This is a genomic window from Pantoea sp. Taur (assembly GCF_009830025.1).
Classification (GTDB): Bacteria; Pseudomonadota; Gammaproteobacteria; order Enterobacterales; family Enterobacteriaceae; genus Pantoea; species Pantoea communis.
The window spans coordinates 66,711-84,421 of the sequence record NZ_SZZZ01000007.1 but is presented as its reverse complement, the minus strand read 5'-3'; the positions used below and the strand labels follow the sequence as shown (position 1 = coordinate 84,421).

Genomic DNA, 17,711 nt, shown 5'->3' with positions numbered 1-17,711 from the left:
TACCCACCATGGCGAGCCAGGGTCACTCGCTGCAGGTTACCGGGTGCGCTTTTACACGCCCCCGAATGAATGATGCGGTTATAGCGGCCAGATATGGTCGATAATCAGTTGAACCGAGCGGTTGCCACGGTATTCGTTGATATCGAGTTTGTAGGCTAGCTTCACCTGGCGCACGCTGGTATCCGGCCACAAGGTCGTATCAACGTTAAACGCGATGCCATCCAACAGTGGGCCGCCGCCCAGTGGCTCAATCATCACCTTGAGGTGGCGCTCGCCCACCAGCTTTTGTTGCAGCAATTTAAACTGGCCGTCGAACACTGGCTCCGGAAAGGCCTGGCCCCAGGGGCCGGCTTCGCGCAGCATTTCAGCGGTGTGCAGCGTGAACTCCTGCGCATGCAGTTCGCCATCGGACCAAATCACACCCTGCAGCGCCTCACCATCCAACCACTCGTCGATCAGCGCGGCGAAGCGTTCGCGGAACAGATCATACTTCTCGGTTTCCAGCGACAGGCCCGCCGCCATCGCGTGGCCGCCGAACTTAATCATCATGCCCGGATAGAGCGTGTCGAGACGCTCCAGTGCATCACGTAAGTGCAGCCCCGCAATCGAGCGGCCCGATCCTTTAAGCGTGCCGTCGCCCGCTGGCGCGAAGGCGATCACCGGGCGATGGAAACGCTCTTTCAGCCGTGAGGCCAGAATGCCGACCACGCCCTGATGCCATTCGGGATGATAGAAGGCCAGCCCCAGCGGCAAATCGGTGTGCTGGCGTTCCAGCTCATCACACAGCGCCAGCGCTTCGCTCTTCATGCCCTGCTCAATCTCTTTGCGCGTCTGGTTCAGCGCATCAAGCTCGTTGGCAAGCATGCGCGCCTGCGCAATATCTTCGGTGAGCAGCAGTGCCACACCGACCGACATATCATCCAGTCGACCGGCTGCATTGAGGCGAGGCCCGACGGCAAAACCGAGATCGCTGGCCGCCAACTGACGCGCATCGCGGTTGGCGATCTCCAGCAGCGCACGAATCCCCGCCCGGCATTTTCCAGCGCGGATGCGGCTCAAGCCCTGCCACACCAGAATGCGGTTATTGGCATCCAGCGGCACCACGTCAGCCACTGTACCTAGCGCCACCAGATCCAGCCACTCCGCCAGATTGGGCTCGTTTCGGCCATCACTAAACCAGTTCTGCAAACGCAGGTGTGCACGCAGCGCCAGCATCAGATAAAACGCCACGCCCACACCGGCCAACGACCGCGAAGGGAAGGCACTGTCATTGAGATTCGGGTTAACGATCGCTTCCGCTGCTGGCAACGTTTCGCCAGGCAAGTGGTGATCGGTGATCAGCACGGGAATACCGTGCTGATGGGCGGTTTCTACGCCTGCATGGGAAGAGATGCCGTTATCCACGGTGAGAATCATTTCCGCACCGCGCGCGCGCGCCTGCTCTACCACTTCAGGGCTCAGGCCGTAGCCATCTTCAAAGCGGTTCGGCACCAGATAATCGACATTGCCGCCCATGCTGCGCAGCGCTAAGACCGTTAACGCGGTGCTGGTTGCGCCATCGGCATCGAAATCACCGACCACCACAATACGGCGACCGGTTTCCAGCATCTGATGCAGTAAGGCTACCGCTTGATCGATGCCACCCAGGGTTTGCCACGGCAACAGATGTTTTGCACCACGCTCGAGCTCAGCGGCCTCTTTGACACCACGTTGCAGGTAAAGGCGGCGCAGTAGCGGGGGTAAGTTATCAGGTAAGCTGGCGTCAGCCTGAATTTCACGCCGACGCAGTTCGACAGAATGCATCACTGTGGATTAACCGCCCCGCTTCTGGCCATCAAGAACCTGTTTCAGCTCCTGCGGGCCCTGATAGCCCGGGATCATCGCGCCGGTGTCGGTGAGAATCGCTGGGGTGCCCTGAATGCCATACAGGATGCCGAGTTGGTAATGCTTATCCAGATCAATCTTACAGGTCGCTGGTGCATCCATTTGCGGTACATCGCCTTTCATCGCGGCATCAAAGGCCTTGTTGCGATCGGCACTGCACCAAACGGCGCGCATGGCTTTTTCCACCTGGCCGTGCAAACCTTCACGCGGGAATGCCAGGTAACGAACGGTGATGCCCAGCGCATTGTAGTCGGCTATCTGCTCATGCAGCTTGTGGCAGTAGCCACAGGTGATATCGGTAAACACGGTAATCACATGCTGCTCTTTTGGCGCTTTGTAGACGATCATTTCCGGCGCCAGCGCGTTCATTTTTTTGTCCAACAGTTGGTTAGTCACGTTCACCGGCTGTGCACCGCTGACATCGTACAGCGGGCCCTGAATCATGTGTTTACCATCTTCAGAGACGTACAGCACACCGCTCTCGGTCAGCACGGTTTTCATGCCTGGCAGCGGTGAAGGCTGAATCTCGGTCTGCTGCAAACCGAGTTTTTTCAGGGCTTGCTGAATCGCGCTGTCATCGGCATGAGCCAGACCGGCAAAGGCGCTGACCAGCAATGCCAGCATCGTTAACTGTTTTTTCATCTCAATTCCTTGTTGCCGCGGTTCAAGCACGCGGATGATGCTGTTGATGTAACTGACGCAGGCGCTCAGTTGCTACATGCGTATAAATTTGGGTGGTGGAGAGATCGCTGTGTCCCAGCAACATCTGTACGACGCGCAAATCCGCACCGTGGTTCAGTAAATGTGTGGCAAATGCGTGACGAAGCACGTGTGGTGATAGCTTTTCGCTGTCGATACCGGCAAGGGTGGCATAGTGTTTGATGCGATGCCAGAAAGTCTGACGCGTCATTTGTTGCGCGCGGTTACTGGGGAACATCACATCCAGCGTTTGCCCATTCAACAACCACGGCCGACCGTGGGCCATATAGTGCTCCAGCCAATAAATCGCTTCTTCACCTAATGGCACAAGTCGCTCTTTATTACCTTTACCAATCACTCGCACCACACCCTGACGCAAACTGATGTCGCTGAGGGTTAAGCCTACCAGCTCCGACACACGTAAACCGGTGGCATACAGCAGTTCCAGCATCGCTTTGTCACGTAGCTCAAGCGGCACATCAATACTCGGTGCCTGCAGCAGACGTTCTACCTGGTTTTCACTGAGGTCTTTTGGCAATCGCTGCGGCAGTTTGGGCGCGGAGAGCAGTGCGCTGGGGTCATCACTACGCAGCTTTTCGCGATAGAGGTATTGAAACAGACGGCGCATCGCGCTGAGCGTACGCGCAGAACTGGTGGCCTTGTAGCCGCCTTCGACGCGTTCGGCGAGAAACTGCTGCAGGTCAAGCGCTTCCAGTGTCAGCAGCGTGCGTTCGTGGTGGTGTAACCAGCCGGTGAGCGTTTGCAAATCCTGGCGGTAGGACGCAAGGGTATTTTGCGCCAGGTTACGCTCAATCCAGAGCGCATCCAGAAATTGTTCAATCAGATCGCTATCCTGCACGGTTCCCCCCAAACACGTGTGAAATCGTGCTCATTATGCCTGAAAGTCACCTGCTTCTGGTACAATTGCGCCAAAGTGAGTTTCAGTCAGAGCATTAATTGCATGAATATCGGTCTGTTTTACGGTTCAAGTACCTGTTACACCGAGATGACGGCGGAGAAGATTCGCGATTTTATCGGTGAAGAGTTAGTCACGCTGCACAACCTCAAAGATGAAGATCCCTCGCTGATGGAGCAGTACGATTTGCTGATCCTCGGCATTCCCACCTGGGATTTCGGTGAGTTACAGGAGGACTGGGAAGCAGTGTGGCAGCAACTGCCCGCGCTGAATTTGCAGGGTAAAATTGTCGCGCTGTACGGCATGGGCGATCAGGCCGAATATTCAGAATGGTTCTTAGATGCGCTCGGCATGCTGCATGAATTGCTGCAGCCGATGGGCGTGCAGTTTGTTGGTTACTGGCCGCTGGAAGGCTATGAGTTTGCCAGCAAAAAACCACTCACGGCTGACGGCACCCAGTTTGTCGGCCTGGCACTCGACGACGTGAATCAGTTCGAGCTGAGTGAAGATCGTGTCGAACAGTGGTGCGAACAGATTCTGACGGAAACGGCCGCACTGCTTTAACGCGACGCATCTCTGTCACGCAGAAAACAGCAGGCGCGCAGTGAGCGCCATGCATAGGGCGGCAGGTTATCCATCATCAACCACAGCCGCCAGCGCGTGCCCTGCTGGTTTTGCAACGTTAACAATACGCCGAAAGGCAACCAATCTGCCTGCCGCGCTAATTGCCAGCGCTTTCCATGCCAATGCCAGTCACCCTGTTCATCCAGCCCTAAGCGACCTGTGCGCTGCCTGAGCCGACGCTCATTGCGCCCGCACTCCAGCAGCATCAGAATCAGCAGCGGGGCTTTGCCCCACGCCCAGCCCTCGGGCCACTCAAGACTCAACAGCCAAACGGTGAACAGCACATACAGCGTCACGTTAAGCGCCCGAGCGCTGCGTGACGGCTGCACATCACATTGGAACCGGTCCGCGTTCACGGTTGCGTTGCTGAATCAGTTGCACCATGCGCTTGAACTCTGGATCAGCGGGTTCGCCGTGGTTCATCAACCAGTTAAACAGGTCGGGATCGTCACTCTTGAGCAGGGCGATAAACACCTGCTTATCGGTGTCAGTGAGCGAGTCATATTCGTATTTGAAGAACGGCATGATGGAGACATCCAGCTCCAGCATGCCGCGACGGCACGCCCACTGAACGCGAGCTTTATCATGAATTTCCATGTGTCTTTTTTCCATGGCTGAAAACAGTGGCGCTCAGTGTACCTGCTTTTTTCTCTGCCTGCAGGCGCAGCGCTGAATGCTGCGTGATATTGCGCACAACAGTTCTACCCATTGCAGGGTTATCACGCGATTTGTGCGCCAGATGAGGTAAACAGGTTGCAAAGCAGCACTGCTCTTTTAACATTGGAAGCAATATTGTTATTAATCAGGACGCACCCATGCCGATTTTCACCCTTCCGCCACGCCAGCCTGCTGCGGCCTCACGCCTGCCATTAACCCTGATCTCCCTCGACGAGTGGGCGCTGGTGTCGGTGCAGGGCAAAGACAGTACGTCATATCTGCAAGGCCAGGTCACTTTAGATGTTGCTGCAATGGACGCCACCCAGCATCGTCCGGCAGCCCATTGTGATGCCAAAGGTAAAATGTGGAGTAACCTGCGTCTGTTTCATCGCGGCGAAGGTTACGCCTACATCGTGCGCCGCAATCTGCGTGAGCAGCAACTTAACGAACTGAAGAAATATGCGGTGTTCGCCAAAGTCACCATCGCTGCCGATGATGATGCAGTGCTGCTGGGTGTGGCCGGTTTTCAGGCACGCACGGCACTGGCTGATGTGTTTGCCACCCTGCCGGATGCAGAAACACCGGTGGTACAACAAGGCGAGAGCACGCTGCTGTGGTTTGAACACCCCGCCGAACGTTTCCTGCTGGTGACCACGCTGGCTCAGGCAGAAACGTTGAAAGAGAAGTTAGCCGGTGCTGCACAGTTCAATGACAGCACGCAGTGGCTGGCGCTAGATATTGAAGCGGGCATTCCGGTGATTGAAACCGCCACCAGCGCGCAGTTGATTCCGCAGGCAACCAACCTGCAGGCGCTGGATGCGATTAGCTTTAAGAAAGGCTGTTACACCGGTCAGGAGATGGTGGCGCGAGCTAAATTCCGCGGGGCCAACAAGCGTGCGCTTTACTGGCTGGCGGGCAGCGCCAGCAAAGTACCGCAGGCTGACGGTTCGATGGAGCTGCAAATGGGCGACAAATGGCGTCGTACCGGCACCGTATTGAGCAGTGTGCAGCTGGATGACGGTAGCGTGTGGGTGCAGGTGGTGATGAACAACGACCTGGAGCCGGACAGTGTGCTGCGCGTGGAAGGTGATGAAGGCGGGAAACTGACGATTCAGCCACTGCCGTATTCATTGGTCGATTGATTTGCATTCCAGGTGCGCATGAATGCGCACCTTAAGTAACCCCGCATGTTTCCCCGTAAGGTCGCCATTTATGGCGACTTTGTCGAAAGTCACACCCGGTGGTGGCACTTTTTATATCAACCGCTCAGTTAGCTCAGGCGACATAAAAATAGATCGCGCAGAAGTGCAACACGCTGCCACCCAGCACAAAGCCGTGCCAGATAGCGTGGTTGTAAGGAATACGCCGCGAGACATAGAAAATCACCCCTAGCGAGTAGACAATCCCGCCCGCAGCCAGCAACCACACACCTCCGGCTGACAGCCTGGTCGCCAACTGATAAATCACCACCAGCGACAACCAACCCATGCTGAGATAGGTGACCAGCGACAGCGCTTTAAAGCGGTGTGCAATCGTCAGTTTAAAGATGATGCCTGCCAGCGCCAGGCTCCAGATCACCACCATTAACCCTTGCGCCAGCGGTGATTTCAGTCCCACCAGCAGGAAAGGCGTATAAGTGCCCGCGATCAGTAAATAGATCGCACAGTGGTCAAATTTCTTCAGCCAATATTTCGCTTTTTGGTGCGGAATGGCGTGATAGAGCGTTGAGGCGAGGAACAGTAAAATCATGCTGCCGCCATACAGACTGTAGCTGGTAATCGCAATGGTGTCGGCTCGCATTTCAACCGCTTGTGTTAACAGCAACACCAAACCAACGATGCCGAAAATGCAGCCGATTCCGTGGCTAATGCTGTTGGCGATCTCTTCGGCTAGCGAGTAGCCCTGAGCAAGTATACGATTCTGTGCCATGCGCTAACGTCCTGGAAAGAGGGTTAAGAACTGTGTTTTTTATCAACATCAGGGTAACCGGGAAAAATTTCAGAGTACACATGTACGCTAAAATAATTCTATGACAGGCGTGTGACAAATGGCCGATGGCAGCGCCGTTGATAACGCTGCCTCACTGTCGGATAGTCAATCAGAAGATTAGCGGCCACCTGCCGCATCAATAAAGGTGCCGGTGACGTAAGAAGCGGCATCACTTGCCAGCCAGATAATCGCGGCGGCGATCTCTTCAGCCTGCCCCCCGCGCTGCATTGGCAGTGAGCTGGCAACACGATCAACTCTGCCTGGTTCCCCCCCATCCGCGTGCATCTCGGTATAGATTAAGCCCGGCCGCACGCTATTGACGCGAATGCCCTGCGCCGCCACTTCCAGTGATAAGCCTTTGGTCAGCGTATCCATGGCCCCTTTTGACGCTGCGTAATCAACATACTCGCCCGGCGCACCGAGACGCGCTGCCGCTGAGGAGACATTGATGATCGAACCGCCCTGACCGCCGTGTGCGGTGCTCATGCGCTTCACCGCTTCACGACAGCAGATAAAGGTGCCAGTAACGTTGGTGGCGAACACGCGCTGAATACGTTCAGCATCGAGATCTTCTACGCGGCACTGCGTAAATAAAATCCCGGCATTATTGACCAGCACGCGCAGGTTGCCTGGCTGCTGATCAAGCTGTTGGAACATGCGCACGACCTGAGCTTCATCGGCGATATCCGCCTGCACGGCAAAGGCGCTGCCGCCCTGTGCTTCGATCTCAGTCACGACCTGCTGAGCTTCAGTGGCGCGCTTACGATAGTTAACTGCAACACGATAACCCGCCTGCGCCAGCATCAAGGCTGTTGCGCGTCCAATGCCACGGCTACCGCCGGTGACTAATGCCAAATCCATGTTGCCTCCAAATAGAAAAAGGGCCGATTTCTCGGCCCTTAGATTAGGGATCAAAATGTGTTTAGCCAAAATAATTTGAGTTGCACAAGGCAGCAGGCCCCACCCTTCCCGCAAGCCCATATAAGTCCGTGAGCGAGGTGAATGAGTGCCGCCAATACAACGGCGGCCCTGAGCATAACGGCTAAATTATTGGTATTCGCTCATTGGAACACAGGAGCAGAACACGTTGCGGTCACCAAACACATCATCCAGACGCTTCACGGTTGGCCAGTATTTGTTGGCGCTACCTGCCGGGAACACCGCCAGTTCGCGGGTGTACGGATGCGCCCACTCGCCAACGATCTCCATCTGAGTATGAGGTGCATTTACCAGCGGGTTATCGTCAGCGGGCCATTCGCCATCAGCGACGCGGTCGATCTCCATGCGGATGGAGAGCATTGCATCGATAAAGCGATCCAGCTCGATTTTGCTCTCTGATTCCGTTGGCTCAACCATCAGTGTTCCGGCCACCGGGAAGGACATGGTTGGCGCGTGGAAGCCGTAATCGATCAGACGTTTGGCAATATCCAGCTCGCTGATACCGGTCTGTTCTTTCAGCGGACGGATATCGAGAATACATTCGTGCGCCACACGGCCATCGCGGCCTGCATACAGGATTGGATAAGCAGATTGCAGACGGCTGGCAATGTAGTTGGCATTCAGAATCGCTACCGAACTCGCCTGCTTCAGACCTTCCGCGCCCATCATACGGATATACATCCAGCTGATTGGCAGAATCGAGGCACTACCGAATGGTGCGGCAGAGACCGCACCTTGCTGCGTCAGCACACCATCAATTTGCACCACGCTGTGACCAGGTACAAACGGAGCCAGATGCGCTTTCACACCGATTGGGCCCATGCCTGGACCGCCACCGCCGTGTGGAATGCAGAAGGTTTTATGCAGATTAAGGTGCGAGACATCTGCGCCGATGTAACCTGGCGTGGTGATACCCACCTGGGCGTTCATGTTGGCGCCATCCAGGTAAACCTGACCGCCATACTGATGCACGATCTGGCACACTTCACGAATGGTTTCTTCGTACACGCCGTGGGTTGAAGGATAGGTCACCATGATGCATGACAGCTCATCGCCAACCTGAGCGGCTTTCTCACGCAGATCGCCGAGATCGATGTTGCCTTGTTTATCACAGGCCACCACCACCACTGCCATGCCCGCCATCTGTGCGGAAGCCGGATTAGTACCGTGCGCAGAACTTGGGATCAGGCAGACATTACGTCCACCTTCGTTGCGACTCTCGTGATAACGACGAATCGCCAGCAGACCAGCATATTCACCCTGCGCACCAGAGTTTGGCTGCATGCAGAGCGCATCATAACCGGTGAGCTGTACCAGCCACTGTGACAGCTGGCCAATCATCTGCAGATAACCTGAAGCCTGTTCTGCCGGGCAGAATGGATGCAGCTCGGCGAATTCTGGCCAGGTAATCGGGATCATTTCGGCAGCGGCGTTAAGTTTCATGGTGCACGAACCGAGCGGGATCATCGCCTGGTTCAGCGCCAGATCCTTTTTCTCCAGGCTGTGCATGTAACGCATCATCTCGGTTTCGCTGTGATGACGGTTAAACACTGGATGGGTCAGGAGCTCGCTTTCACGTGACATGCCTGCCGGAATAGCGCTGTTTTCCGCAGCGACGCTGGCATCCAGAGCATCAATCTCCTGACCGTGCGCATCACCCAGCAGAATGGCAAACAGCGTCTGCACATCTTCGCGTGAGGTGGTTTCATCCAGCGTGATACCCACGCCGTTGAGCACGTCACTGCGCAGGTTGACGCCAAAGCTCAGCGCGCGATTCAGCACTTCAGCTTTATCGGCGACTTCAACCGTTAAGGTATCGAACCAGCTGTTATGACGCAGCTTCAGTCCACCGTTTTTCAGGCCAGCGGCCAGAATACTGGTCAGACGATGAATGCGCGAGGCGATGCGCTTGAGGCCCGCCGGACCATGATAAACCGCATACAGGCCGGCGATGTTTGCCAGCAGCACCTGTGACGTACAGATGTTGGAGTTGGCCTTCTCACGACGGATGTGCTGCTCACGGGTTTGCATCGCCATACGCAGTGCAGTGTTGCCAGCGGCATCACGTGAAACACCAATGATACGACCCGGCATTGAACGTTTGTGCTCATCGCGGCTGGCGAAGAACGCAGCGTGTGGACCGCCGTAACCCATCGGCACACCAAAGCGCTGAGCGGAACCGAAAACGATGTCTGCGCCCTGCTTGCCCGGTGCTTCTAACTGCACCAGCGCCATGAAATCGGCGGCCACGCTCACCACCACTTTGCGGCTTTTCAGCTCGGCAATCAGTGCACGGTAGTCATGCACTTCACCGCTGGTGCCCACTTGCTGCAGCAGCACGCCAAACAGGTCGTCGTGATCCAGCGCTTTGCTGGCGCTGTCGATGATCAGTTCAAAACCAAAGGTTTCTGCACGCGTGCGCACCACATCCAGGGTTTGCGGATGGATGTCTTCGGCGATAAAGAATTTACCGGCATTTTTCAGTTTGCTGACGCGCTTCGCCATCGCCATCGCTTCGGCGGCGGCAGTGGCTTCATCGAGCAGTGAAGCAGAGGCGATATCCAGACCGGTTAAGTCCAGCGTCAGGGTCTGGAAGTTCAGCAGCGCTTCAAGGCGGCCCTGCGATACTTCTGGCTGATACGGGGTGTACGCGGTGTACCAGCCTGGGTTTTCCAGCATGTTACGCAGGATAACCGGTGGGGTGATCACGGCACTGTAGCCCATGCCGATCCAGGATTTGTAGATTTGGTTCTGACTGGCAATGGCTTTCAGCTCTGCCAGCGCTTGCTGTTCGGTCGCGGCATCACCGACCGCAGGCGGGCCTGGCAATTGGATGTCGGCAGGCACGATGGCGCTGATCAGTGATTCCAGAGAGCTGGCACCAATCGCTTCCAGCATGGTGGCCTGCTGCGCGGGTGTAGGACCGATATGGCGCTCAATGAAGGCACCGTTGTGTTCAAGCTGGCTGAGAGTCTGGGTCATTTGCAGTAAATCCTGAATCGGGCTGGGTTACAAAAATGGCATTAAATCAGGCAGATAAAAAAGAAGGCGCTGCAATGCAGCACCTCCGATGACTACCGGTTACTCGTCGATAGCGCCTTTGTAGGCATCGGCGTCGAGCATCGAATCAAGTTCTGAAACATCGCTGGCTTTGATACGGAATAACCAGCCTGCGGCGTACGGTTCGCTGTTGACCAGCTCCGGTGCGTCGGCCAGCTCTTCGTTCACGGCAACGATTTCACCGCTCAGTGGTGCATAGATGTCTGAGGCAGCTTTCACGGACTCCGCGACGGCACAGTCATCACCGGCAGCGAAAGTGGCGCCCACATCAGGCAGATCCACAAACACCATATCGCCCAGCAGTTCCTGCGCGTGTTCGGTGATACCCACGGTGAAGGTGCCATCGGCTTCTTTACGCACCCACTCGTGACTATCGCGGTATTTCAATTCATTAGGCACATTGCTCATCGCCATTTCTCCTGAAAAATTACTGAGCGACCGGCTTGCCGGCGCGAACAAAAATCGGTTTGGTAACTTTCACCGGCATTTCACGATTGCGGATCTCTACAATCGCTTGCTCACCAATGCCCGCTGGCACACGTGCCAGCGCGATGCTGTAACCCAGCGTCGGGGAGAAGGAACCACTGGTAATAATACCCTGCTGTGGCTGACCTTGTTCATCGGTGAAACGCACCGGCAAGCCGTTTCGTAACACCCCTTTTTCGGTCATGATCAAACCCACCAGCTTTTCAGTGCCATGTTCACGTTGCGCTTCTAGCGCCTCGCGGCCGATGAAATCGCGATCGGCAGGTTCCCAGCTCACCGTCCAACCCATATTGGCCGCCAGCGGTGAAACGCCTTCATCCATTTCCTGACCGTAGAGATTCATCCCCGCTTCCAGACGCAGCGTGTCACGCGCCCCCAGGCCAGCCGGTTTGACGCCTGCCGCCAGCAGCTTCTGCCAGAAATCAGCCGCTTCACTGTTCGGCATCGCAATTTCATAGCCAGCTTCACCGGTGTAACCGGTGGTGGCGATGAACAGGTTTTCGCTTTGCACACCGAAGAACGGTTTCATACCTGCCACCGCTTCACGCTGCGCCGCAGTAAACAACGTCTGTGCTTTCTGCTGCGCCTGCGGGCCTTGTACGGCAATCAGCGCCAGGTCGTCACGCTCGGTGAGTTCGACACCAAACGGCTGAGCGTGCTGTTTGATCCACGCCAAATCCTTCTCACGCGTCGCGGAGTTCACCACTAAGCGGAAAAAGTCTTCGGTCATAAAGTAAACAATCAAATCATCAATGACGCCAGCCGAAGCATTCAGCATGCCGGTGTAGAGGGCTTTGCCGGGTTGCGTCAGTTTGGCGACATCGTTGGCCAGCAGATAACGCAGGAATTCACGGGTGCGGACACCGTGCAGATCGACGATGGTCATGTGGGAAACATCAAACATACCGGCATCGTTGCGCACCACATGATGCTCATCCATTTGCGAGCCGTAATGCAGTGGCATCATCCAGCCATGGAAGTCCACCATGCGCGCACCGCATGCCTGATGCTGTTCGAATAGAGGCGTTTGCTGAGTCATAACCATCCTGTGAAAACAAGTGAGTGTGACGCGCCTGCGCCGCCTGTACAGGCTGACGCAAACGTTCTCTTTGTGCTGAAGTTACCACCGAACGCGGCGATTAACCATAAGGAAAACGAGGGCGAAACTGTACCACCCTTCAGCACGCACCAAACCCACCACAGCACAATTCACTGCATTTTTGTGATTAACCGCGCATAAAATACAATTAATAACGATAAACACAGCCTGATAATGGAACACACGCCTCAGTACGGGAAATAGGTCCGGCGAACTCGCGACACCTTCATTAGTTAAAGTAATGCGAATTGGCGAGTAAAATTAGAATAAATCAAACGAGGCGCAATTTGAGTGCAGAGGCGCACCAGAGCAGTGCATAAGGTGAAAAAGCTAATTAAAATGCGCTTGTCCAAACACAGCCTGCAACGTCCCAGTGCAGACGTAACTGTCACTTTAGGAGCGGCTTTTGGTATGACGAGACATTGATTCATGCAAAAAAATGGCGCCTGAATCGGCGCCATTTAAAGAGAATTTAACGAATCCAGCTGGGCATATCATTTAGCCCCATGGCCTGCTTCAGCATCATCGGTTTGACGCCCGGCAATGTGTCAGCCAGTTTCAATCCCACATCACGCAGTAGCTTTTTCGCCGGATGGGTGCCGGCAAACAGCTCACGGAATCCCTGCATACCCGCCAGCATCATTGCTGCACTGTGCTTGCGGCTGCGCTCATAACGACGCAGATACAGGTGCTGTCCGATATCTTTGCCTTCCTGATGCAGACGACGAATTTCACCGATCAGTTCCGCGGCATCCATGAAGCCAAGGTTAACGCCCTGTCCGGCCAGCGGATGAATGGTGTGCGCGGCATCGCCCACCAGTGCCAGGCGGTGCGCGGCAAAGTTACGGGCATAGCGCGCCATCAGTGGGAAGGTTTTGCGCTCGCTTTCTACGTGGCACAAGCCTAAACGCATATCGAAGGCGACCGACAAATGCTGGTTGAATAATGCTTCTGGCATCGACTGCACGCGGGCCGCTTCCTGCGGTGAGAGCGACCAGACGATAGAGCACAGGTGCGGGTCCTGCATAGGCAGGAACGCTAGAATGCCGTCGCCATGGAACACCTGACGCGCAATCGCATCGTGCGGCATATCGGTGCGGATATTGGCGACCAGCGCGTGATGGTCGTAATCCCAGAAGGTGATCGGGATATCGGCTTTGTCGCGCAGCCAGGAGTTTGCCCCATCCGCAGCAATCAGCAGGCGCGCACTCATCATGCTGCCGTCCTGTAAAGTGACGAACGCTTCGTTGTCGCCAAAGGCCACCTGCTGCAACTGCGCAGGGGCAAATAAGGTGATATCGCTGCACTGGCTGGCGCGCTGCCACAGTGCGCTGTGAATCACTTCATTTTCAATAATATGGCCGAGATGGGATAAGCCTTGCTGCTCATCATCAAAGCTGATGGACCCAAAGCTGTCCTGATCCCACACTTCCATGCCGTGATAGGCGCTGGCGCGCAACGCCAGGATGCTGGACCAGACATCCAGCTTTTGCAGCAGACGTTCGCTGGCAGCGTTGATCGCCGAGACGCGAATCGATGCGGCGCTCGCTGGATCAAATTGTGGCTCAGGTGCTTTCTCCAGCACGGCAACGCGCAGGCCGCTGCCCTTTAATCCGCAGGCGACGGCCAGACCTACCATACCGCCACCGGCAATAGCCACATCAAATGTTTGCATTGCTGCCCCTTAATTCATGCTCAACGCTTTACCCAGCCGAGCGTGCGCGCGGCAAGTGGGTTTCGCAGCCATGGCAGATGGTCCATTGCCACCAGCCCAAGATTTCTTCCCGCCACTAAGGGCGCATAACGATTGGCAAACAGTCGCACCAGGCCATCGGTCACGCCGATTGTCGCGGCGCGATCCGGTTGACGGCGTGCAGCGAAGTGCTGCAAAACGCCATAGCCGCCAACATCCTGCTGCTGACGATGCGCGCCTGCCAGCGTTTCCGCCAGCGACATCACATCGCGCAGGCCCAGGTTAAAACCCTGGCCCGCAATAGGATGCAGCGTTTGCGCCGCGTTGCCCACCAACGCCAGGCGATGCGCCACCTGACGTTCGGCGGTTTGCAGCGCCAGCGGGTACACTTCGCGCTGGCCGGCATGGGTAAAACGCCCTAAGCGCCAGCCAAACGCCTGCTGAAGCTCGTGCAGGAAAGTTGCATCATCCCACTGTTTCACCGTGGCTTCAGCCTCGACGGGGTGACACCACACCAGCGACATGCGATTGCCAGACATCGGTAACAGCGCCAGCGGGCCGTACTCGGTAAAGCGTTCAAACGCGCGACCCTGATGCGGCTGCTGCGTGGTGACGTTGGCGATCACCGCCAGCTGCAGGTAATCGTCCCGCTGCCAGCTGATGCCACAGGACGCCGCAAGGGGCGAACGTGAGCCATCGGCTGCCACCAGCAACTCGCCCTGTAGCTGCTCGCCGCTGTTGAGTGTCACCGTGACAGATTCAGCTGATCGCACCACCGTCGTGACGTAATCCGGGCAGCGCAGCGTCACACCAGGCGCACTTTTCAGACGCTGGAACAGGCGCTGGCCCACATCAAACAGCTCAACCACCTGCCCCAGCGCTGGGACCTGATAATCATCCGCCTTTAGCTGCACAAAACCGGTGTGGCCACGGTCAGAGACGTGAATATCCGTGATCGGCGTGCCGCAATCAGCGAGCGAGCGCCATACATCGATATCCGCCAGCTGCTGACAGGTGCCCGCCGCTAACGCAATCGCCCGGCCATCAAAGCCCGGATGTTTGCGGCTATCCGGCAGACTGCGCTCAATGAGCGTGACGGGCAGTTGGCCTTGCGTCAGATGCGAAATCGCCAGCGCCAGAGTTGCCCCGGTCATGCCGCCGCCTGCAATCAAAATGCTCATGCGTGGCGTGCCGCTGCCATCAAGGCTTCAATTGCCTCGGCATCTTTTACTACGCTGTCGGTCAGGTTTTCGTTGCCGTCAGCGGTGATCACGATGTCATCTTCGATACGGATACCGATACCGCGATACTGCGGTGGGACTTTCGCATCCGGCGCAATGTACAGGCCAGGTTCAATGGTCAGCACCATGCCCGGTTCGAGAATGCGGTCACGGCTTGGTGTACCGTAATGGCCGACGTCATGCACATCCAGCCCCAGCCAGTGACTCAAGCCGTGCATGAAGAACGGGCGGTGCGCCTGCTCTTCGAACAGCGTATCGATATTGCCTTCCAGAATGCCGAGATCGACCAGACCGGTGATCATGATGTGCACCACTTCGTCATTGACGTCGTGGATGCTAATGCCAGGGCGGAACATCGACAGCGCTTTGTACAGCGAGGCCAGCACGATGTCATAAATCTCGCGCTGAGGTTGCGTGAATTTGCCATTAACCGGGAAGGTGCGGGTGATGTCCCCGGCATAACCGTGGAATTCACAACCCGCATCAATCAGCACCAAATCACCATCGCGCATTTCACTTTCGTTTTCGGTGTAATGCAGGATGCAGCCGTTCTCACCCGATCCCACAATGGTGTTGTATGAGGGGAAACGTGCGCCGTGGCGATTGAATTCATGATGAATTTCGCCTTCGAGCTGATACTCAAACATTCCCGGACGGCAGGCTTGCATCGCACGAGTATGCGCCAGAGCACTGATTTTTCCTGCGCGGCGCAGGATTTCAATCTCAGCTTCGCTTTTGAACAGGCGCATATCGTGCACCCACGGACGCCAGTCGGTGACAGTGGCAGGTGCGCTGAGATTCTGACGGAAGCCGCGACGCAGTTTTTCTAAAGCGCTGAACACCAGTTGGTCCGCTTCTGCGTACTCACCCTGAGCGTGATAAACCACATCAAGCCCGTTGAGCAGCTGATGCAATTGATCGCCGATGTCATCCCAAGGCAAAGCGCGGTCAACGCCAAGCTTAGCGGGTGCGGCATCTTGCCCGAGGCGGCGGCCAAACCAGATCTCAGCGGTAAGGTCGCGAACACGGTTGAACAGCACGCTGTGGTTATGCTTGTCATCACTTTTGATCAGCACTAGCAGCGCCTGCGGTTCATTGAACCCGGTGAAATACCAGAAGTCGCTGTTTTGGCGGAAGTTGTATTCCGTGTCGTTGCTGCGGGTCACTTCAGGTGCAGCGAAAATCAAAGCGGCGCTGCCAGGTGCCATACGGGCAATCAGCGCCTGACGACGTTGCTGGAAAGTATCCAGTGTAATCATGTTTGCACTCCCTGTTGAAACGGGCACCACGCGCCCGCAATCACGCACTTAGTGTAACGTTGGCTTTTGCACTTCCGGCGCAGTTGGTGTGTGCTGACGAGTGAATGTGTCATGGCAAAGCAAGGCCGCCACGCGCACATACTCAATCACTTCTTCCAGCGACTGCTCCAGCTCTTCCTGATCTTCATCTTCGTCGTAACCGAGCTGCGCGATGGTGCGCAAATCATCAATCGCTTCGCCGGTTTCGCCAGTGACTTTATCCAGCTTCGGCTGCGTAACGCCTAAGCCGAGCAGGAAATGATTGACCCAGCCCGCGAGCGCATCCGCGCGATCGAAGACGGTGATGTCATCATCTTCCGGTAGCATCAGCTGGAACATGAAACCCTCGTCTTCCAGCGTATTGCTCAGATTTTCATGCAGCGCCTGCAGCGGCTGTGACAGGCTTTGTGAAAACGCCATGCCTTCGTTGGTGAGGTCATGGACCATGGTTTTCCAGCGGGTGTCTTTGTTGCCACCACACAAAATGCCGGACAGCAATCCGTGCATTTCGGCTGGCGTCATGCCCACGCCCTGCTGAGAAAGGGCTGCGGCTAGCGCGTTGTAACCAGGAGTTTCGTTCTGTAAAGACATAGGCTTTGGTCGTCGTTGGCAGAATAAGTTCGTGTTATGCTACCACCAGGTGCCTCAGGGTTTCCAGAAAAGGGGTTGTAACTTATATCGCGGCTCTATATAGTTGCGCACCTCCCAACCCATTGACAGGTAAGGGAGATGCGAACAGAGTAATCAGTCAGGATGGTGGCATGTCTGCACAACCGGTAGATATTCAGATTTTTGGTCGTTCATTGAGAGTAAATTGTCCTCCCGAACAGCAAGATGCGCTGAATCTGGCTGCTGAGGATCTCAATCAACGGTTGCAAGATTTAAAAGTTCGCACTAGAGTCACCAATACAGAGCAACTGGTGTTCATCGCCGCCTTAAATATCTGCCACGAGCTGGCACAGGAAAAAGGCAAGACGCGCGACTATGCAGCAAACATGGAACAACGTATCCGCATGCTGCAGCAGACCATTGAACAAGCATTAGTTGAGCAAGGTCGCATAACTGATCGCCAGGGCCCTAAATTCGAATAACACTTCATGGTACTCGTGTTAGAGTGACGGTGAAG

The 17,711-nt window shown here is 55.9% G+C and carries 17 protein-coding genes; 3 read left to right on the top strand and 14 right to left on the bottom strand.

The features are described from left to right. Window positions 1–78 precede the first annotated feature (78 nt). The 3 genes from recJ to xerD are packed head-to-tail and all read right to left on the bottom strand — an operon-like array spanning window position 79 to window position 3,442. Window positions 79–1,803, bottom strand: coding sequence for a single-stranded-DNA-specific exonuclease RecJ (gene recJ / locus FD744_RS11820; RefSeq protein WP_160868378.1), 1,725 nt, complete (start codon window positions 1,801–1,803; stop codon window positions 79–81). 9 nt (window positions 1,804–1,812) lie between these two features. Beyond that, complete coding sequence (gene dsbC / locus FD744_RS11815) at window positions 1,813–2,526, bottom strand: bifunctional protein-disulfide isomerase/oxidoreductase DsbC (protein WP_045814659.1); 714 nt, start codon at window positions 2,524–2,526, stop codon at window positions 1,813–1,815. Between the two features lie 22 nt (window positions 2,527–2,548). Beyond that, window positions 2,549–3,442 carry a site-specific tyrosine recombinase XerD gene (gene xerD, locus FD744_RS11810; RefSeq protein ID WP_034823182.1) on the bottom strand — a complete coding sequence of 298 codons (894 nt, stop codon included), beginning with the start codon at window positions 3,440–3,442 and terminating at the stop codon, window positions 2,549–2,551. Between the two features lie 102 nt (window positions 3,443–3,544). Between xerD and fldB the strand changes: the two genes are divergently transcribed. After that, the gene (gene fldB, locus FD744_RS11805) at window positions 3,545–4,063 is read left to right on the top strand and encodes a flavodoxin FldB (protein ID WP_058961908.1); all 519 of its coding nucleotides are present in this window, start codon (window positions 3,545–3,547) and stop codon (window positions 4,061–4,063) included. On the opposite strand, the gene FD744_RS11800 is transcribed toward fldB, so the two are convergent. Both FD744_RS11800 and sdhE read right to left on the bottom strand, forming a co-directional pair. Beyond that, complete coding sequence (locus tag FD744_RS11800; protein WP_097118023.1) at window positions 4,060–4,479, bottom strand: protein YgfX; 420 nt, start codon at window positions 4,477–4,479, stop codon at window positions 4,060–4,062. The two genes, fldB and FD744_RS11800, sit on opposite strands and share 4 nt — an antisense overlap. Next, complete coding sequence (gene sdhE, locus FD744_RS11795) at window positions 4,454–4,720, bottom strand: FAD assembly factor SdhE (protein WP_038645011.1); 267 nt, start codon at window positions 4,718–4,720, stop codon at window positions 4,454–4,456. The genes FD744_RS11800 and sdhE overlap by 26 nt, the downstream gene beginning before the upstream one ends. 218 nt (window positions 4,721–4,938) lie before the next feature. Here sdhE and ygfZ point away from each other — a divergent pair, with 218 nt between their 5' ends. Further along, entirely contained in the window at window positions 4,939–5,922 is a 984-nt protein-coding gene (gene ygfZ / locus FD744_RS11790) for a tRNA-modifying protein YgfZ (protein ID WP_034823187.1), read from the top strand. A 133-nt stretch (window positions 5,923–6,055) separates the two neighbouring features. Here the strand turns inward: ygfZ and FD744_RS11785 are convergent, their stop codons facing one another. The 9 genes from FD744_RS11785 to FD744_RS11745 form a co-directional block, all read right to left on the bottom strand. Further along, window positions 6,056–6,709 carry a hemolysin III family protein gene (locus FD744_RS11785; RefSeq protein ID WP_160868298.1) on the bottom strand — a complete coding sequence of 218 codons (654 nt, stop codon included), beginning with the start codon at window positions 6,707–6,709 and terminating at the stop codon, window positions 6,056–6,058. Between the two features lie 177 nt (window positions 6,710–6,886). Beyond that, window positions 6,887–7,630: an SDR family oxidoreductase gene (locus FD744_RS11780; protein ID WP_160868297.1), complete on the bottom strand. Its 744-nt coding sequence runs from the start codon at window positions 7,628–7,630 to the stop codon at window positions 6,887–6,889. Between the two features lie 186 nt (window positions 7,631–7,816). Further along, on the bottom strand, window positions 7,817–10,690 hold the full coding sequence (gene gcvP, locus FD744_RS11775) for an aminomethyl-transferring glycine dehydrogenase (RefSeq protein WP_160868296.1): 2,874 nt from the start codon (window positions 10,688–10,690) through the stop codon (window positions 7,817–7,819). A gap of 99 nt (window positions 10,691–10,789) precedes the next feature. Further along, window positions 10,790–11,176 (bottom strand): glycine cleavage system protein GcvH, encoded by a 387-nt coding sequence (gene gcvH / locus FD744_RS11770; RefSeq protein ID WP_034823193.1) that lies wholly within the window; start codon window positions 11,174–11,176, stop codon window positions 10,790–10,792. Between the two features lie 19 nt (window positions 11,177–11,195). Next, the gene (gene gcvT, locus FD744_RS11765; protein WP_160833074.1) at window positions 11,196–12,293 is read right to left on the bottom strand and encodes a glycine cleavage system aminomethyltransferase GcvT; all 1,098 of its coding nucleotides are present in this window, start codon (window positions 12,291–12,293) and stop codon (window positions 11,196–11,198) included. Between the two features lie 532 nt (window positions 12,294–12,825). Continuing rightward, window positions 12,826–14,028, bottom strand: a complete 1,203-nt coding sequence (gene ubiI / locus FD744_RS11760; protein WP_160868295.1) for an FAD-dependent 2-octaprenylphenol hydroxylase — start codon at window positions 14,026–14,028, stop codon at window positions 12,826–12,828. Between the two features lie 20 nt (window positions 14,029–14,048). Next, window positions 14,049–15,227, bottom strand: a complete 1,179-nt coding sequence (ubiH, locus tag FD744_RS11755) for a 2-octaprenyl-6-methoxyphenyl hydroxylase (RefSeq protein ID WP_160868294.1) — start codon at window positions 15,225–15,227, stop codon at window positions 14,049–14,051. Further along, window positions 15,224–16,546 (bottom strand): Xaa-Pro aminopeptidase, encoded by a 1,323-nt coding sequence (gene pepP, locus FD744_RS11750; RefSeq protein WP_160868293.1) that lies wholly within the window; start codon window positions 16,544–16,546, stop codon window positions 15,224–15,226. Before pepP ends, ubiH begins: the two co-directional genes overlap by 4 nt. Window positions 16,547–16,594: 48 nt before the next feature. Beyond that, window positions 16,595–17,176, bottom strand: coding sequence for a YecA family protein (locus FD744_RS11745; RefSeq protein ID WP_034823202.1), 582 nt, complete (start codon window positions 17,174–17,176; stop codon window positions 16,595–16,597). Between the two features lie 170 nt (window positions 17,177–17,346). Here FD744_RS11745 and zapA point away from each other — a divergent pair, with 170 nt between their 5' ends. Then, complete coding sequence (zapA, locus tag FD744_RS11740) at window positions 17,347–17,676, top strand: cell division protein ZapA (RefSeq protein WP_034823204.1); 330 nt, start codon at window positions 17,347–17,349, stop codon at window positions 17,674–17,676. The last annotated feature ends 35 nt before the right edge of the window (window positions 17,677–17,711 follow it).

Excerpts from the sequence above, each read along its gene's own strand:
- sdhE (WP_038645011.1), bottom strand. The coding sequence starts at position 4,720 with ATGGAAATTCATGATAAAGCTCGCGTTCAGTGGGCGTGCCGTCGCGGC.
- pepP (WP_160868293.1), bottom strand. The coding sequence starts at position 16,546 with ATGATTACACTGGATACTTTCCAGCAACGTCGTCAGGCGCTGATTGCC.
- gcvP (WP_160868296.1), bottom strand. The coding sequence starts at position 10,690 with ATGACCCAGACTCTCAGCCAGCTTGAACACAACGGTGCCTTCATTGAG.
- ubiH (WP_160868294.1), bottom strand. The coding sequence starts at position 15,227 with ATGAGCATTTTGATTGCAGGCGGCGGCATGACCGGGGCAACTCTGGCG.
- recJ (WP_160868378.1), bottom strand. The coding sequence starts at position 1,803 with ATGCATTCTGTCGAACTGCGTCGGCGTGAAATTCAGGCTGACGCCAGC.
- ygfZ (WP_034823187.1), top strand. The coding sequence starts at position 4,939 with ATGCCGATTTTCACCCTTCCGCCACGCCAGCCTGCTGCGGCCTCACGC.
- gcvH (WP_034823193.1), bottom strand. The coding sequence starts at position 11,176 with ATGAGCAATGTGCCTAATGAATTGAAATACCGCGATAGTCACGAGTGG.
- FD744_RS11780 (WP_160868297.1), bottom strand. The coding sequence starts at position 7,630 with ATGGATTTGGCATTAGTCACCGGCGGTAGCCGTGGCATTGGACGCGCA.
- fldB (WP_058961908.1), top strand. The coding sequence starts at position 3,545 with ATGAATATCGGTCTGTTTTACGGTTCAAGTACCTGTTACACCGAGATG.
- zapA (WP_034823204.1), top strand. The coding sequence starts at position 17,347 with ATGTCTGCACAACCGGTAGATATTCAGATTTTTGGTCGTTCATTGAGA.
- FD744_RS11785 (WP_160868298.1), bottom strand. The coding sequence starts at position 6,709 with ATGGCACAGAATCGTATACTTGCTCAGGGCTACTCGCTAGCCGAAGAG.
- gcvT (WP_160833074.1), bottom strand. The coding sequence starts at position 12,293 with ATGACTCAGCAAACGCCTCTATTCGAACAGCATCAGGCATGCGGTGCG.
- dsbC (WP_045814659.1), bottom strand. The coding sequence starts at position 2,526 with ATGAAAAAACAGTTAACGATGCTGGCATTGCTGGTCAGCGCCTTTGCC.
- FD744_RS11745 (WP_034823202.1), bottom strand. The coding sequence starts at position 17,176 with ATGTCTTTACAGAACGAAACTCCTGGTTACAACGCGCTAGCCGCAGCC.
- ubiI (WP_160868295.1), bottom strand. The coding sequence starts at position 14,028 with ATGCAAACATTTGATGTGGCTATTGCCGGTGGCGGTATGGTAGGTCTG.